This window comes from Paeniglutamicibacter psychrophenolicus, from assembly GCF_017876575.1.
In the GTDB taxonomy this organism is placed as follows: Bacteria; Actinomycetota; Actinomycetes; order Actinomycetales; family Micrococcaceae; genus Paeniglutamicibacter; species Paeniglutamicibacter psychrophenolicus.
In genome coordinates, this window is record NZ_JAGIOE010000001.1 from 416,274 (window position 1) to 431,731 (window position 15,458).

The 15,458-nt window shown below is 65.2% G+C and carries 17 protein-coding genes; 7 read left to right on the top strand and 10 right to left on the bottom strand.

Going from position 1 to position 15,458, the window contains the following annotated elements; translation table 11 throughout:
- The first annotated feature begins 49 nt into the window (after nt 1-49).
- Both JOF46_RS01740 and JOF46_RS01745 read left to right on the top strand, forming a co-directional pair.
- Nucleotides 50-937 carry a sensor histidine kinase gene (locus JOF46_RS01740; protein WP_209905744.1) on the top strand — a complete coding sequence of 296 codons (888 nt, stop codon included), beginning with the start codon at nt 50-52 and terminating at the stop codon, nt 935-937.
- The gene (locus JOF46_RS01745) at nt 934-1,638 is read left to right on the top strand and encodes a response regulator transcription factor (RefSeq protein WP_209905745.1); all 705 of its coding nucleotides are present in this window, start codon (nt 934-936) and stop codon (nt 1,636-1,638) included. The genes JOF46_RS01740 and JOF46_RS01745 overlap by 4 nt, the downstream gene beginning before the upstream one ends.
- 262 nt (nt 1,639-1,900) lie before the next feature.
- Here JOF46_RS01745 and JOF46_RS22805 read toward each other — a convergent pair whose 3' ends face one another.
- Together JOF46_RS22805 and JOF46_RS01750 are read right to left on the bottom strand one after the other, a co-directional pair.
- Entirely contained in the window at nt 1,901-2,317 is a 417-nt protein-coding gene (locus JOF46_RS22805; RefSeq protein ID WP_425355028.1) for an HAAS signaling domain-containing protein, read from the bottom strand.
- Entirely contained in the window at nt 2,314-2,658 is a 345-nt protein-coding gene (locus tag JOF46_RS01750; protein WP_209905746.1) for a PadR family transcriptional regulator, read from the bottom strand. The genes JOF46_RS22805 and JOF46_RS01750 overlap by 4 nt, the downstream gene beginning before the upstream one ends.
- Nucleotides 2,659-3,018: 360 nt before the next feature.
- Between JOF46_RS01750 and JOF46_RS01755 the strand changes: the two genes are divergently transcribed.
- Nucleotides 3,019-4,077, top strand: a complete 1,059-nt coding sequence (locus tag JOF46_RS01755) for an IS1595 family transposase (RefSeq protein WP_209905747.1) — start codon at nt 3,019-3,021, stop codon at nt 4,075-4,077.
- Between the two features lie 100 nt (nt 4,078-4,177).
- Here JOF46_RS01755 and JOF46_RS01760 read toward each other — a convergent pair whose 3' ends face one another.
- Entirely contained in the window at nt 4,178-5,266 is a 1,089-nt protein-coding gene (locus JOF46_RS01760; protein WP_209905748.1) for an IS110 family RNA-guided transposase, read from the bottom strand.
- A gap of 278 nt (nt 5,267-5,544) precedes the next feature.
- Here JOF46_RS01760 and JOF46_RS01765 point away from each other — a divergent pair, with 278 nt between their 5' ends.
- The 3 genes from JOF46_RS01765 to JOF46_RS01775 are packed head-to-tail and all read left to right on the top strand — an operon-like array spanning nt 5,545 to nt 9,319.
- Nucleotides 5,545-6,690 (top strand): tyrosine-type recombinase/integrase, encoded by a 1,146-nt coding sequence (locus tag JOF46_RS01765; RefSeq protein WP_245347967.1) that lies wholly within the window; start codon nt 5,545-5,547, stop codon nt 6,688-6,690.
- Nucleotide 6,691: 1 nt separating this feature from the next.
- On the top strand, nt 6,692-7,021 hold the full coding sequence (locus tag JOF46_RS01770) for a helix-turn-helix domain-containing protein (protein WP_209905749.1): 330 nt from the start codon (nt 6,692-6,694) through the stop codon (nt 7,019-7,021).
- 3 nt (nt 7,022-7,024) lie between these two features.
- Nucleotides 7,025-9,319: a hypothetical protein gene (locus tag JOF46_RS01775; RefSeq protein ID WP_209905750.1), complete on the top strand. Its 2,295-nt coding sequence runs from the start codon at nt 7,025-7,027 to the stop codon at nt 9,317-9,319.
- A 770-nt stretch (nt 9,320-10,089) separates the two neighbouring features.
- Here JOF46_RS01775 and JOF46_RS01780 read toward each other — a convergent pair.
- From JOF46_RS01780 to JOF46_RS01800, 5 genes are all read right to left on the bottom strand, one after another.
- Entirely contained in the window at nt 10,090-11,229 is a 1,140-nt protein-coding gene (locus JOF46_RS01780; protein WP_209905751.1) for a methyltransferase, read from the bottom strand.
- 136 nt (nt 11,230-11,365) lie between these two features.
- Nucleotides 11,366-12,202 (bottom strand): spermidine synthase, encoded by an 837-nt coding sequence (locus JOF46_RS01785; RefSeq protein WP_245347968.1) that lies wholly within the window; start codon nt 12,200-12,202, stop codon nt 11,366-11,368.
- Between the two features lie 34 nt (nt 12,203-12,236).
- Nucleotides 12,237-12,758, bottom strand: coding sequence for a GNAT family N-acetyltransferase (locus tag JOF46_RS01790; RefSeq protein ID WP_209905753.1), 522 nt, complete (start codon nt 12,756-12,758; stop codon nt 12,237-12,239).
- 93 nt (nt 12,759-12,851) lie between these two features.
- A complete protein-coding gene (locus JOF46_RS01795) occupies nt 12,852-13,541 on the bottom strand; it encodes an O-methyltransferase (RefSeq protein ID WP_209905754.1) in 690 nt (229 codons plus the stop codon).
- Between the two features lie 5 nt (nt 13,542-13,546).
- On the bottom strand, nt 13,547-13,852 hold the full coding sequence (locus JOF46_RS01800) for a thiamine-binding protein (protein ID WP_209905755.1): 306 nt from the start codon (nt 13,850-13,852) through the stop codon (nt 13,547-13,549).
- Between the two features lie 149 nt (nt 13,853-14,001).
- Between JOF46_RS01800 and JOF46_RS01805 the strand changes: the two genes are divergently transcribed.
- Nucleotides 14,002-14,436, top strand: a complete 435-nt coding sequence (locus tag JOF46_RS01805) for a hypothetical protein (RefSeq protein ID WP_209905756.1) — start codon at nt 14,002-14,004, stop codon at nt 14,434-14,436.
- Here the strand turns inward: JOF46_RS01805 and JOF46_RS01810 are convergent.
- Nucleotides 14,433-14,747, bottom strand: a complete 315-nt coding sequence (locus JOF46_RS01810; protein WP_209905757.1) for an AzlD domain-containing protein — start codon at nt 14,745-14,747, stop codon at nt 14,433-14,435. The two genes, JOF46_RS01805 and JOF46_RS01810, sit on opposite strands and share 4 nt — an antisense overlap.
- On the bottom strand, nt 14,744-15,454 hold the full coding sequence (locus JOF46_RS01815) for an AzlC family ABC transporter permease (RefSeq protein ID WP_209905758.1): 711 nt from the start codon (nt 15,452-15,454) through the stop codon (nt 14,744-14,746). Before JOF46_RS01815 ends, JOF46_RS01810 begins: the two co-directional genes overlap by 4 nt.
- Between the last annotated feature and the right edge of the window lie 4 nt (nt 15,455-15,458).

Here is a 15,458-nt window from a genome sequence, read left to right on the forward strand (position 1 = left end):
ACCCGAGGGGGTGAGGCGTCTCCCGTCTTCGCCGCATAGTCTTGATGGTATGGAGATGATCGAGCGCCCCACCTGGGAGCGTTCGCGCGCCTGGATCGTGGTCGCGTGCCTCGCCCCGGTGCCCATCATCGCCACCTTAATCCTCGACTCAAGTAGAACAGGGCTGCTGCTGGCTCCGATCATCTCTGGGCTGATCATGGTCGTCGCGGCACTCGTCTGGGCGATCCAGCGTGCGAGACGGCAGCGTCGCAATTTCGAGGAACGCCTCGAATCCTGGGCCGCCGAGCGAGCCGTGGCGCAGGAACGGTTACGCATCGCCCGTGACCTGCATGACCTCAGCTCTCACGGCTTAGGGCTGATCACCGTCCGCGCCGCAGCCACCGGATACCTTGACGGCCCCGACGCCGACGCCGAACGGCGACAGGCAATGCTCGACATCGAGCGCATCGGACGCTCCACCACCACCGAACTTCGCCGGATGCTGACACTGCTGCGCAGCCCGAGCGACGACCCCGCCCCGCTGCACCCCGCCGACACCCTGGCAGCTCTTCCTGACATCATCCAAAACGCCGAACGGGGCGGACTCATCATCCAATCGACCATCGAGCACCTGAGCGATGAGCGCGACGAATACGGTGGGATCGCATCGAGTGCGCAACTCGCGATTTGTGCCATCGTTAGGGAAGCGCTCACGAACGTGCTCCGGCACGCCGGTCCCACCACAGTACGACTTGCTGTCATACGCAATGACGACGTCGTGAGCATCACCGTGGATGACGACGGGAAACATCCCGGTTGGCGACCCGAGCCCGGTGCCGGACACGGGCTCACCGGGCTGCGTGAACGGGCCAAGGCGCACGGCGGCACACTCGCCACGTCACCGACTCGGCAAGGCTTTCGGCTGCACGCTGCTCTCCCTGTCGGAGCGAGCGCATGAGCGACCAGCCTCATTCATCGACGCAGCCGATCAGTGTGCTCCTCGCCGACGACGAACCCCTGATACGGCAGAGTCTGCGCATCGTTATCGACAGCCAACCAGACCTCCACGTCGTCGGCGAGGCGAGCAATGGCGACGAGACGGTGCAAGCGGCACGACGGCTCAAGCCGGACGTGATCTTGATGGATATACGGATGCCCGGGTCAGACGGCATCCACGCGACACAAGCCATCACTGCCGACCCCGCACTACGCGGGGTTCGGGTGCTCGTGCTGAGCATGTACGAACTCGATGAATACGTCTACGGGGCTCTCCGCGCTGGCGCAAGCGGATTCCTCCTGAAAGACGCACACCCCGCCACGCTGCTCGACGCCATCCGCCGCGTATGCGGTGGCGAAGCGTTGTTCGCGCCCTCGATTCTCACCAAGCTGGTCGACCACTATGTATCCGACTCCAACGCAGCGCGGACCGCCGCAGGCAGCCAAACGCTTGCTCGCCTCACCCCACGCGAGACTGAGGTGCTGGTACTCGTCGCGCAGGGGCTCTCTAACGATGAAATCACTGCAGAGCTGCACGTCTCGAACAACACGGTCAAAACACACATCAGCAACCTGCTCGCCAAGCTACACGCCCGTGACCGAGCCCAGCTCGTCATCGCCGCGTACGAACACGGAATGGCCGCCGTCAAGCACCGCCGCTGACACACCGCCCAGCTTTACCCTGAGCCCTTCGCTACCCCTTCAGGCTCACCGCCATCCTTCACTTCTCTTCCGAGCGGACGAAGTGCAGGAGTTCGTACATGTGGCGTAAATGAGGTCGGCCAGACTGACGTGCACGCATCGGGGTATACTTTCCATTGGGTGCTGAGGCACACACGATGACTACTGCACCCCGTGTAACAGGCACCGCATGAAGTGGCACTTGCGAGAAGTGACTGTCCTACGACCGGCCGACCCTGTTCGTTTATATTCGCCACGACGATGAGCGGCGCTTTGACCTCGCAGTTGCCGCTAGAACGAGCATGCAGAACGCAGCTATCCCTAGCATTCCGAGGACGATCAGGCCCCAGGCTGGCAAGCCCCATAGCGTCGCGGAAGATAGCAGGCCAAAGATGCCTGAAATCAGAATGTACGCTCCTCCGCTGGCCAGAATCACTGACGAAACGATCAAAGCCCAAAACCAGGTCATTCGCGATCTGGGTGCAAAATTGATTGCATACTCACTTGGGGGACCAAACGCGATTACCGGATCCTCACCAGAATCAACGACGTGACTCTCGACCTCACGGACTATCTGCTCGATCGCTTCCACAGGAACATCTCGAAATTCTAGTGCTTCCCGTAGCTCGTCAGAGTATTCCTCATCGCGTGGTTCAGTCACTGTCCTGCCTTCTTTCCTGAAATGATCGACGTTGCGTTGCCAGAAAAAATCTGCCAATCCGTCCGTAGTAGATTGAGCCGTTGTTGACCTGCAGGCGTTATTGCGTAGTATTTTCGTCCCGGACCGCCGTCACCATCGCGCCAGGATGCAACGACATCCCCGTCTTGTTCGAGGCGGGTTAGCAGTGGGTAGAGCGTGCCGCCCTTAACAACTCCGAGCCCGCCTTCAGCTAATCGCTGCCCGATGAGATATCCATAGGTTTCTTCGTTGCTGACGATGGACAGGACTGCTGCGGCGAGGACACCCCTGAGCCACTCGGATGGCCACTGCGATATTTCCATAACTAGATAATGGCACCATCTAGTTGGTAAGGCAATCTAGTGTGCAATTGTTTTGTTCTGCAACATGTTTTTCGGAGTATCTTCACGCCACATAACAACGGAGCGGCGGTAGTCCCTCGGAAGAACTCTCTGATGATGTCCCGAAAGGCATGTCCCGCTTAGAAGTCACCGAAGTCCCGTAAGACGGTCCCCAAACGGGCAAATCTTCCGTTGACCTGCATCGTTGAAATCACGGAAAAGGGGTATCCATTTAGATGCCAATGCTCCACTTACGTGAACCGGTAGGCTGATGTGAACCAAGGACCTCCGCGCTGCGTCAACAGCCGGGGGCACGGACTACACCGCGAAGGGGTGTGCGTCGTGTTCGAGCCTACCGCTGACTCCGGGGCCGTCGAGCCCGTTGCCGGCAGGGACTATCCGGTTGATATCGCCCAGCTGCGTGCCTGGTTTCCCGGTGACGATGCGTGCCTGGATTACCTGGATTGGCTGCGTTGGCCGCAAGGGTTCATTTGTCCTCGCTGCGGCTCGCCGTCGGCCGGGCGGGATGAGATTGGCCGGTACCGTTGCCACGGGTGCCGGCGACGGGTCTCGGTGACCGCGGGGACGATCTTTGACAAGACACGCATCCCAATGACGGTCTGGTTCGAAGCCATCTGGCTGTTCACGGCCGGCAAGAGCGGCATTTCGGCCATGTACCTGCATCGCGTGCTGCCCATCGGGTCTTACCAAACAGCCTGGACCATGTTGTCCCGGCTCCGGCAGGTGATGAGCAGTGCCGAAAGCGAGCCGCTGCGCGGAACCGTGGAGATGGACGAGACGTTCCTGGGCGGTCCCCGCCATGGCAAGTTCGGGCGGGGCGCTGCGGGAAAGACGCTGGTGGCAGGCGCCCTGGAGATCCTGCCCGACGGCTGGGGGCGTGCACGATTGGGGGTCATTCCCGATGCCTCGGCCGCGTCGCTCAAGGCGTTTGTCCGGGCCAACATCGCGTCCGGATCCACCGTCATCACCGACGCGTGGAGGTCATACCCATCGGCCCTTGCGGGCTACGTGCACGAGCCGGTCAACGTGGCCGCGTCAGGCAAACCCGCCCACGAGTCCTTGCCCGCGGTTCACCGGCTGTTCGCACTGGTCAAAAGATCCATGGAAGGGACCTACCAGGGTTCCTGGAGCGTTGAGCACCTGCCGCAGTACCTTGATGAGTTCGTGTTCCGGTTCAATCGGCGACACAGCCGCAGCAGAGGTCTGGTCTTCATGCGGCTGCTGCAGCGCGCGGCCGCATCGCAACGCGTGACCTACCGCGACCTTGCCCTGGTCTCGAAACCCAAACCGGTGCATCCCGCCGGGGTCCATGGCGCGCGGGCATGGCCCGGCACCCTGGATATCGACTCCCCGCCGCTGCCTTGGCGCAAAAACACCTGAGCCAAAAGGCGTGCGTTCACGGCTTGCAGGGCCTCACGTGGCCATTGGCACCTAAATGGATACCCCTTTCACGGAATTCTTGCTGACTCTTCTATGTCTGTCAAGTGGCTTCCTGCACCTCTTTTGCCTGGGCCGCGGCAGCCAGGATCCTGAAGATGCGCCGGGCCAGGTAGCGCTTGACGCAGCGCCGGATTTCCTTGTCGGTCTTGCCTTGAGCGCGGCGTTTTTCGACGTAACCCCGGGTTTCGGCATCATAGGTCATCCTGGTGATTGCGGCCATGTGCAGGGCGCTGTTGAGCCGCCTGTCGCCTCCGCGGTTCAGCCGGTGGCGCACCGTGTTTCCCGAGGACGCGGGGATGGGGCTCACGCCCGCCAGGCACGCGAAGGCTGCCTCGCTGCGAACCCGTCCCTCGTGCGACCACGCAACCAAGCATTTCGCCGCGGCCACCGCCCGGAAGCCCGTCTCCTCAAGCAAAGGCGCGGCCTCGCTGACCTTGACCAGCCCGTCCAGCTTCTGCTCGTTGGACTTCAGCTGCCCATCCAGGTCCAGGATGTGCTTGGCGAGGCGGACCGCCTCGGCACGGGCGATGCCCGGGGCCAGTTCTTCCTCGCGCTCGCGCCACCGGGAGGTCTCCTCGATCTGGACCGGGGTGAGCTTCCTGCGGGCATCGATGCCGAGGTCGTTGCTGCGCACCAGGGCGTTCAAGGCATTGACCGAGCGGGTCCGGTCCTTGGTCATGGATTCCCGGGCGGTCACCAGGATCCGCAGGCCCTGGCGGATCCCCTCGTTCAGGCGGGGACGGCGCAGTTTTTCCACCGGCAAGGGCAGCACGGCCATGGCCATCCGGTGGGAGTCCAGGGCGTCGGTTTTGCCGACGCCGCGGTTCTTCTTGGCGTCCATGCGAGGGGCCTCGGCAACGGGGAATCCGTGGGTGGCCACGGTGCCGGCGAGGATCGCACCGTAGGACGCTGCTCCCTCGATCACCCAGAGGGTGTCGGCATCCGCGCTGGTGCGTCGTGCGACCCATGCGATGGCGCGGTTGATGCCGGCCGAGGTAGCCGGGAATGACTGCGTATCCAGCAGTGCGCCATTGGCGGCGTCGAGGATGGCGTAGACATGGTTGCGTGCGTGAGTGTCGACACCCACGACAAATGGGTGGCAATGCGAGACGATAGACAGAGCGGTCACCGTGCTTTTCCTCTTGTGATGGACGTGGTTGGTGGCCGTTAGCGGCCGGTGCCAGTCCGGGTAGGAATCACGACGGAACAGAACTGTGAGGGGTCACGCCCGCGAGGGTGGACAATCTTCTAATCACTCTGTCGGGTATTGCATCCGATGAACGTCGTTTGTGTGGATTCGGGGCAAATGGGGGTAGGGAATAGCTCCTGCGGCCATCTCTGATTCCAAAAATGACTTGGGATTCTACGGATCAAACGCATCCAATGCATGATACGTTCACTGGATGAATGCATATTTTGGTGTTGGTGGTCCGGGTGGCCCGCGGTGATTTGGCTGGTTCCGCGCACTTGGAGCTGGTCTCCGGGGTGGCTCAGCTGCGCCCCGAGGACGCGATGGTCGACGCGATGCTCTCGGGCTGGCGTGCCCAGCAATCCGCCCGTGGGCTGCAGGAACGGACGATGGCGTCCCGGGAGTCGCAGGTGCGGCGCTTCGCGGACTTCACGAATGAGTATCCGTGGCACTGGACCCCGGCGGACGTCGATGAATGGTCGCAGTGGCTGACCAGCGAGCGTCACTTGGCGCCGTCCTCGATCCGCGGCCAGCAGGCGCATCTGCGGTTGTTCAGTGAATACATCACCGATACCCGCTACGGATGGGCGCAAACCTGCGAGGAAGCCTTCGGCACGTTTCCGGTGCCGATCACCCATGAGTGGAATACGATCGCCCACCTCAACGAGTATGAGGGCACCCCCGAGGCCCGGCCGTTCACCCGCCAGGAGGTGCAGCGGTTCTTGGATTACGCCGATGACCAGGTGGATCGGGCCGTGCGTTCCAAGCGCAAGGGGGCACTGGCTGCCTACCGCGATGCGACGTTGTTCAAGGTGATCTATGGGTGGGGGCTGCGCCGCACCGAAACCGCGAAGCTGGACCTGAACGATTGGGGACGGAACCCGGCGGCCGCCGAGTTCGGCAGGTACGGGATGCTGCACGTACGTTATGGTAAATCGGTGCGCGGGCAAACTCCGCGTCGTCGCAATGTCCCCTCCATCATGGGGTGGGCGGTGGAGGCCGTGACTGACTATGTCGAGAACATCCGACCCCGCTTCGGCGGTGCCGAGCATCCCGCATTATGGCTCACCGAACGAGGCGGCAGAATCAAGCCCGTCGAGATCAACGCCCGGTTTGTCGCCTATCGCGAGGCCTTGGAGCTGCCCAGTGAGCTCACGCCCCATTCCTTGAGGCATTCCTATGTCACCCATTTGACCGAGGACGGGGTGGACCGCAGGTTCATCCAAGAGGCCGTCGGGCACCGCAGCGATTCCTCGACCGCGATCTATACGCATGTGAGCTCGGATTTCATGAACACCGCCCTGCGCAAGGCACTCACCCCGGCCTTCGACCCCGCCCCACCCGAACCACCCAAGGAGCCCTGAGATGACACGCCAACTCGACTATCGCTGGCATTTGCGCCAGCTGATGGCCGGTCGGTCCCTGTTCGCTACCACCGACCTGGTCCCGCTGCTGGCCGATCGCGGAATCAAGCTGTCCTCCAGCCAGGTCTATCGCCTGGTCGCCGAGCGTCCCGAACGACTCAGCCTCAAGACCCTGGTCGCCCTGCTGGACATCCTGGAATGCTCGATGGAGGAACTGATCGAGCCGGTGGCGGCGGAACCGGCACTCAAGGCCAAGGTCGCCGGCTCCGGCACGAACGCGGTCGGAGACCTGCGGCCCAAACGCGCCCGCATCACCGGCCCCGGCACCTAACCGATGGAACCCACCGCGGCCACCGCCGATCCCCGCTCCGCCGCGCGTGGGGTGCTGGCGGATCCCGTCGGGTTCATCGTTGACATGGTCGCCGCCCTTGAGTCGGGTCTGGATCGGGAGACGATCCTCTCGGTGGTGGCAGGCGTTGCCGGGGGCCGGCCCAAAGCCCGCAGATTGGCCCGGGCATTGTCCCAACGCCCGGAGCTGCTGACCGATGGGCGCTCACCGGCCCCGCGGGCCCTGGGTGACCTGCTCATCTCCCTGGGCGAGGCCGGCGCGGTGAGGATTTCGGCCCCAGTCTGCACCGAATGCCGCAAGCCCCTGAAGGCCCTGCAACGCAAGGGCGAGAACTGGTACTGCGGTGGCTGCGGCCCCACGCCCGAGCCCTGCACCGGCTGCGGGAACCTCCGCTTGGTGGCCAGCCGCACCCGTGACGGCGGGGCGCGCTGCATGGGGTGCCCGATCCGTAACGAACCCGACCCCGTCGGCGTCGTCGTGCAGGTCGTTGCCGCTATCGACCCTGGCATCGGAGCCGAGACCGTCAGGTCGGCAATCCTGGCCGCCGCCCCGCAACCCGGGCAGCGCCGTCGGCTGGCCTGGGCCCTGGAGGACCATCCCGGCCTGCTCACCGGGGACGGGGCCCAGGCACCGGTTCCCACCGTGCTGCGCCTGATCGAGTTGCTCTGCCAGTCCGGTGCCGAACGCATCGTTCGCCCGCCATGTCCGCATTGCGGCAGGCTCCTGGCCTTGATCCAACCCCGTAACGGGCTGAGGCTTTGCCGCAACTGCGTCGCCAAGTCCCGCCGCCAACCCTGCGCCCAATGCCCGGCCATAGCCGAACCAGCTTCCCGCAACGAGCAAGGCCAACCCCTCTGCAGCCATTGCTCGAGCAACCCGGCCGATCACGAGACCTGCCATCGGTGCGGTCGCCGGCGACAGGTCAGCACACGCACCGCCGACGGACCGGTATGCAAGTCATGCCATCCACACAAAATCCTCACCTGCAGCGTCTGCCAAGCCACCGGTCCTGCCCGGATCTCCCAGACCACCGGCAAACCAAGGTGCCTGGCCTGTTCCGCGTCCCGGGACGGAGGCGCCGTGCAACGCCGCCTCCAAGAGGTGCTCGGTGACGGGCACGGCAATATCCGTCCCGGACTACACAACCTCTACCAGGAGCTGGCAGCCACCGAGCGAATCGTGACCGTCACGAGTTGGCTCAACAAAAGCGGAGCCCCCACCATCTTGGGCACCCTCGACTCCAGGACGCCGCTGACCCATCAGGTCCTTGACGATCTGGCCGGTGAGACAACACTGGCCGGCGACAAGACCACCGAACACCTGCGCGCCCTTTTGGTGGCCACCAAAACGTTGCCGGTCAGGGACGAGCAGATCGCCCGGCTGGAACGCTGGATCACCCATCGCCTCGCCGAGCAATCCGATCCCGCCCAGCGCCAACTCATTCACCGCTACGCGATCTGGCACCAGCTGCGCAGGCTGCGCGGCAGGCTCCGCGGTGCCGATGCCACCTACGGCCAGATCAGGGTTATCGAGCAAAACACCAAGGGTGCCACCAGATTCCTTCATTGGCTCACCGGTCGTGGTCTCACCCTGGAAACCGCAGGCCAAGGCGACCTTGAAGCCTGGTACATCAGCAAAGACGCCACGCTGCGTGCCCCAACCGGGAACTTCATCCGCTGGGCCAACGCCCACAAGCTGACCAGTCTGCACTTCCGGGCAGAGCAATGGGGTGGACCGACCACGCCGCTGGACACCGAAGAACGCTGGGCAGATGCCCGCCGGCTCCTCCACGACACGACGCTCAAACCCGAAGACCGGGTAGCGGGCCTCCTGGTCATCCTCTATGCCCAACGACCCTCATCCATCAGCCGCATGGGACTCGACGATGTCCACATCGAGACTGAACAGGTTTTGCTGCACCTCGGCCCTGAACCCATTCTCCTGCCCGAACCCTTGGGCATCCTGATCCGCCAGGTCATTGCCGACCGGCAGAACCACACGATGATCGGAACAAGAGAAGCCTCCCCCTGGCTGTTCCCCGGCGGCAGACCAGGTCAAGCGATCACCCCCGCCCATCTGGGCGTCCGGCTCAAGAAAATTGGCATTCAGCCCGGGCAGGCGCGATCCACGGCATTGTTCCAACTCGCCATCGATCTTCCGGCGGCATTGATGGCCCGCATGCTCGGAATCCATGTCGGCGTCGCGGTCCAATGGCAACGCGCCAGCAGCGGAGATTGGGCCAGCTACGCAGCCGACGTCAGCCGCAGGAACCAACCCTGAGATGGGAGGCATTCAGACAGTTCCAATATCCGACGTCGCCATAAAGCTACCGTGGTGGGCCGGACGGGTGCCGGCCGCCCACACTCTTGAATGGACAGGTCACTTCAATGACACCCTGAGGGTCAGTCCCGTATTGAGCCACATTCGAGGGGTGGAACGGCCGGTTCCTATCCTGCCAGCCGGTCCCGGACCAGCTAAAACAAGTCTCACAGTCCCGTATACCCAGCCCGCAAAATTGCCCGGTGAAGGTACCTTATGCGGGACACTAAATCCCGGGCAGACGAAGCCTCGCATTGCGGAGATTCCGCCCGCTCTTCTTGGGCGGAAGAATGATGTCGCTACCGGCCTTTGCTGACGCGGCGCTGGTTTCCATCCAGTGACGCAGGGCGTCGGATCCGTCCTGTGGCATCCAGCCATCGGTGTTGTCCTGACAGAGCCACCCCAAAGGAAACCTCGGGCTGCAATGAGCGGGCTATGTGTAACCAGCGAGCTGGTCGTGTTCGCACCAGGACCTAAGGCAAGCATGGCGGAAATTCGTTGCGCACAACCAGAGGCCAACAAACCTGCGCTCCCATGAACGCCGAAAGCTTGAGGATCGGCAGGGTACCCTCGAACGGGGTCATCCAGAAGTTTGCGAGCGGTCCAGTAGTGGCGACATACGAGAAGTGCGCGCTGTAGCTCGGAGTGCCCTCGACAACAGATTGCTCGACAACTACTTCGGATAGAGCCTGTTGGTGACCCATTCTTCAACTTGGATGACAGGACAGCGGCTACCTGGCCTCGAGCTTCCACAGCGAGGTGACTTCCGCCGAGCGTTCGGCGTGGAACGGGTCGGTGGGATCGGCGGCCCGGCCGTGCGACGGGACGGTGTCATCGCGCCCGCACACCACCAGCCCGGCTTCCTCGATCCACCCCAGCAGCTGCTCGCGGGTGCGCAGCCCCAGGCGCTCGGCCAAGTCGGAAATGACCAGCCAGCCCTGCCCTCCCTCGGAAAGGTGCGCCGGCAGGCCCTTGAGGAACGCGCGGAGCATGGCCGACTTCGGGTCGTAGACCGCGTAGTCCAGCAGCGTCTGCGGGGTTCCGGGCAGCCACGGCGGGTTGCACACCACCACGTCCGCCCTCCCGGCCGGGAACATGTCCTGCACGATGGCCCGCGCGCCGCCGGAAAGGCCCAGCTCTTCGAGGGTGGCGTTGGCGCAGTCCACGGCCCGGGACTGCGAGTCGGTGCCGATGACCTGCCCGACGCCGCGTTGGGCCAGGATCGCTGCAAGCACCCCGGTGCCGGTGCCGATGTCGAAGGCCCGAGAGGTGCCCGGAAGTTCCGCGCGTGCCACCAGGTCCAGGTATTCCCCGCGCACCGGGGCGAAGGTGCCGTAGTGCGGGTGGATCTTCGCGCCGAGGGCCGGAACGTGCAGCCCGGTGGCCCGCCACTGCTGGGCGCCGATGGCCCCGAGCAGTTCCTGCAGGGACACCACGGTGGGTTCGGCGACCGGGCCGAAGGCGTTGAGCCAGGCCTTGGAGACGTCGGGGGCGCGGCGCAGCGCGACGAGAGGTCCCGGCTCCACCGGGACCAGCAGCATCGCCAGCACCCGCGCGCGCTGCGTGCGCGCCTGGCGGTACTTGTAGAAGCGCTCGGCGGTGGTGGGCACCGCGGCGTTGCGCTTGGGCTTGGCCTTCGAACCGTCGGGGATGCGCCGGGCGATCGCCCCGAGCAACTGGCGGGCGTTGTGGTAGTCCCCGGTGAAGAGCATGCCGGTGCCCGCGGCGGCCAGCCGGTACGCCTCGTCCGCGCCCAGCGCGTCATCGACCGTGACAATGCGCGGGGGCGGGGGCACGTCGTTGGCCGAGGACCAGCGAGCGCTGCGCTCCCGCCCCTGGAGGGTGAAGGAAATCGTTGCCGGGTTATTCATCGCGGTGCGTGGCACTCCTGCTCAAGTTGGGTGGGTCGTGCGGTGAAACCGGTTCCGCTGCGGTTCCGTCGCGGAACCCAAGCCTATAGCGGCCGGCGGGCGGGCACCGGTTTCCGGGCCCGCAGGCGGTGCCGTCCTAGACCGCGGCGGAGTGCCGCGCGAAGTTGCGCACCGTGGCATCGTCCCAGTGCTGGGCCGGGACCCCGCCACCGAGCAGTTCGCGGATGAAACCGGCCCCGGCGGGGATCGGCGCGTTGGAGCCGGCGATGATGACGTTTCCGTGGCGCCGGCCCTTGAGCATGGTCGGGTCCGCGACGATGGCCACGTGCTTGAAGACAGCACCGATCGTGGCGGCCTCCCGCCTGGCGTTTTCCAGTGCCGGGGTGTCCCCGCAATTGACGATGTACAGCCCGTCGGCATCGAGCACGCGGGCCGCGTGCGCGGTGAAGGCCAGGGTGGTCAGGTCCTTGGGCGTCTGGTCCCCGGCGAAGACGTCGCGGATGAGCAGGTCGCGGGTGGCGTCGGTGAGCGTGGCCAGCACTGCCCCGGCTTCCCCCACGCGGATCCGCAGCAACGGGGCGCGCGGAAGGTCGAACCAGGCGCGCACCAGGGCGGCAAGCTTCCCGTCGAGTTCAACGACGACCTGGCGGGCATTGGGGTAGGTGTCCGAGGCCCAGCGGGCCATCGAGCAGGCGCCGCCGCCCAGGTGCAGGACCCTGAGCTTGTGCCCCGCCGCCTCGATCTCCGAGGGGACAAAGCGCGAACGGATCAGGGCCGCGATCCAGCGCATGTACTCGAAGTCCAGGTGCCCGGGGTCGGCCAGGTCCACGTGCGAGGAGGGGACGTCGTTGATGCGCAGCAGCCAGCCGGTGGGCGAGTACGGGTCCCGTTCCAGTTCCGCGGTTCCGGTGTCGATGGGGTAGATGCCCTCGAGCGGGCCGTCCTGCGGTGCGGCAAGGGTGGTTGGTGCCATCGGCGCGTTGTTCCGCCCGCCCTTGCTCCTGCCCTTAGCCACGGTTGGCACCACGGCGAACCATGCGCACCTCGTTGAGTCCTGCCCAGTCCTCGACCAATGCCTCGACGCGGCCATCGGCGACGAAGCCGTGCTTCTCGTAGAACCCGCGGGCACGCGGGTTGTGCTCAAGCACCCAAAGCACCGCGTCGCGGTCCCCCAGCACCTGGAACATCAGGCGCTCGCCAAGTGAGGTGCCGTGGTGCGACGCCAGGACGTAGAGGACCTGCAATTCGATGTCGACCTGCGTGTCAGCGTCGTCGTCCGCCGCGGGGCCGCCGCCGGCCACGCCAACGATCTCGCCGGATGCGCTGGTGGCGATCCACAGCTCGGCGCCCTGGGCCAGGCCGCGGGTCCACCAGTCGGCCTGCTGTTCCAGGGAGGCGCGGGCGTTGGCGAAGAAGGAGGCGGGCCGTTGGCTGCCATAGGCTTCTTCCCAGGATGCGAGCTTCATTTCGAGGGCTGCGGGGATGTCTTCGGGCACGGCAAGTCGGATGGTGCAGGGATCGGTAGTCACAGGGGCAAGCTTATGCGCTTGGCGGCCGCCGCGACGAAAGGAGCGGGCACCCCGAATCAGCCCCTTCCCGGGGGCGGTTGTTGGCCGGGCTTCCTAGCGGACGACGGCCAGGGCAAAGCCGTCCCAGCCCTTGGCACCGACGGTCTGCAGCGCCGTGGCGTCGAGCCGCGGGTTGGAGCCGAGCACATCGATCCCCTGCCGCACGCCGTTGACCATGCGCCCGGCCTCGGAGAGCGGATCCCCGGGCCGAAGCACCGCGCCCTCGCGCACCACGTTGTCCACCACGATGACGCTTCCGCTGCGGCCCAGTGCGATGGCCAGGTCGATGTAGTGGCCGTTGTTTTCCTTGTCAGCGTCGATGAAGACCAGGTCAAAGGGTTCCCCGCCCTCGGCCAGCAGGGCATCGAGGGTGTCCAGGGCCGCGCCGATGCGGATATCCACCCGGTCCTCGACCCCGCACGCGGCAAGGTTGTCCGCGGCCACCCGGGCGTGCAACGGCTCGTACTCGCAGGTGGTCACGTGCCCGTCGGGGCCGACCCCGCGGGCCAGCCAGGTCGTCGAGTATCCGCCCAGGGTGCCGATTTCCAGCACCCGCCTGGCGCCGGCGATCTGGGCCAGCAGCATCAGGAACTTGCCCTGCACCTCGCTGACCTCGATGTGCGGCAACCCGGCGGCGTGGGCGCGTTCGCGCGCCTTCGCCATTTCCGGTTCCGGGGCGAGCAGTTTTTCCACCAGGTACTTGTCGACGTCGGCCGGGTCGGGCACGGCAGCTGGGGTGTCCATGTTTGCTACTCCTGTGAGTTGATGGCCTTTTCCAGTCGCTCGATCTTTCCTGTCAACTCGCCGGTGTAGCCGGGGCGGATGTCTGCCTTGAGCACCAGGGATACCCGGGAGCCGTAGGCGGCAACGGCGTCGGTGGCCCGCTTGACGACGTCCATGACCTCATCCCATTCGCCTTCGAGTTCCGTGAACATCGATGAGGTGGAGTTGGGCAGGCCGGAGTCCCGGACGACCTTGACGGCGGCGGCCACGGCTTCGTGGACCGATCCGTCGGTGTTGTCGGTGCTGGGGGCGACAGAGAAGGCAACAATCATGCTTCCACTGTGCCACCGCGGCACCGACATGTCACTTGCCGGTGCCGGAAACACGACATACAAGAAGATCCGCTGGTGTTTTCCTTGCCAAGTGCCGAGGGCTCTGCAAGGCTCAAGCCCAACCGGCAAATACTTGGGAGACGGTGGACGTGGGGGCATTGCTGAGGATCGGCGCGGCCGCGGTGCTGCTCTGTGCGCTGGGCGGCTGCTCCGCCGGGCCCCTTGCCTCGTCGCGGGCGTCCCCGTCCGATGCACTGGAGAACCTCATGGATCTGGTTCCCGGCGAGGCCCAGGTGCTGATGGGCATGGGATCGGAGGACCGGGCCAAGGTCAAGGCAACCGCCAAGCTGGGGCGCTACGAGGGAACCCGGCTGACGCTGATGGCCGTGTGCGCCGGGTCCGGGACGCTCCAGCTGGAACTGGAGCACAGCAACGTGTTGGCGGTTCCATGCGACCGGAAGGTTGCCACGGTGGACGTCTTCGTCACCGGCACGGCTCGTCCCGGCTTCGTGTCAATCGCCTTGGAGCCGGGCAACACCTATTCGACGCTGGTTTTTGCCAGCGCCCCGGGGCAACGTTCCTAGCCCCAACCCAGGTATCGCGCCAGGGCAGCGGCCCCGGCGCCGACGATGACCACCACGAGGAACGGTGCGCGCAGCAGCAGTGCGACGCCGGCGGCAACCAGGGCCGCCACCCGTGCATCGAATGCCACCGTGGTTCCGCTGGCCACCGTGTTGACGATGGTCAGCGACGCCAGCAGGCCAATGGTCAAGGTTCCCGCGGCACGGGTCATCTTCTCGTTTTCAAGGATCTTTTCCGGGACCAGGTAGCCCAGGAGCTTGAAGCCGTAGGCTGCCGCGCAGCCGGCCAGGATCCACCACCACATTTCGCTCATTCGGAATTCTCTCGTGTTGTGCGCGGCTCGACATCCGGTTCAAGCCCCTCCGTTGCAGGTCCGCGCCCGAAGTAGCCCCAGACGCCCGCGACGAGGGCCGCCACCAGGATCGGGACACCCGGCGGGACCAGCGGGATCGCCAGGACGGTGGCCAACGCGCACACCGTGGCAATGGCAACCGGTTCGGCCGACTTCAGGCGGGGCCACAGCAGCCCGAGGAACGCCGCCACCGCGGCGCCGTCAAGGCCCCAGGCCTTGGGGTCGCCCAGTGCGTCGCCAAGCAGGGCCCCGGCGACGGTGAAGATATTCCACAAGACGTATACGCCTATCCCCGCGACCCAGAAACCGCGTTTCTGTTCGGCGGGGTCGCTCTGCCCGGCGGCGGTGGCCGTGGATTCATCGATGGTCACCTGCGCGGCCAGCAGTTTTTTCAGTCCGTGCGGCCTGAGCATGGCCTTGATCTGCATGCCGTAGACGGCATTTCTCACGCCCAGGAGCGTCGCCGCGCCAAAGGCCGCCCCCGGGGAACCGCCGCCGGCGATCACGCCGATGAAGGCGAATTGCGAGCCCCCGGTGAACATCAACAGGCTCAGCGCCATGACCTGCCACAGGTTCAACCCGGCGGCAACGCCAAGCGCGCCGTAGGAAATCGCGTAAAGCCCCGTGGCAACCGCAATGGATGCACCGATCTTGGTTGCTGGAGTCATGAGG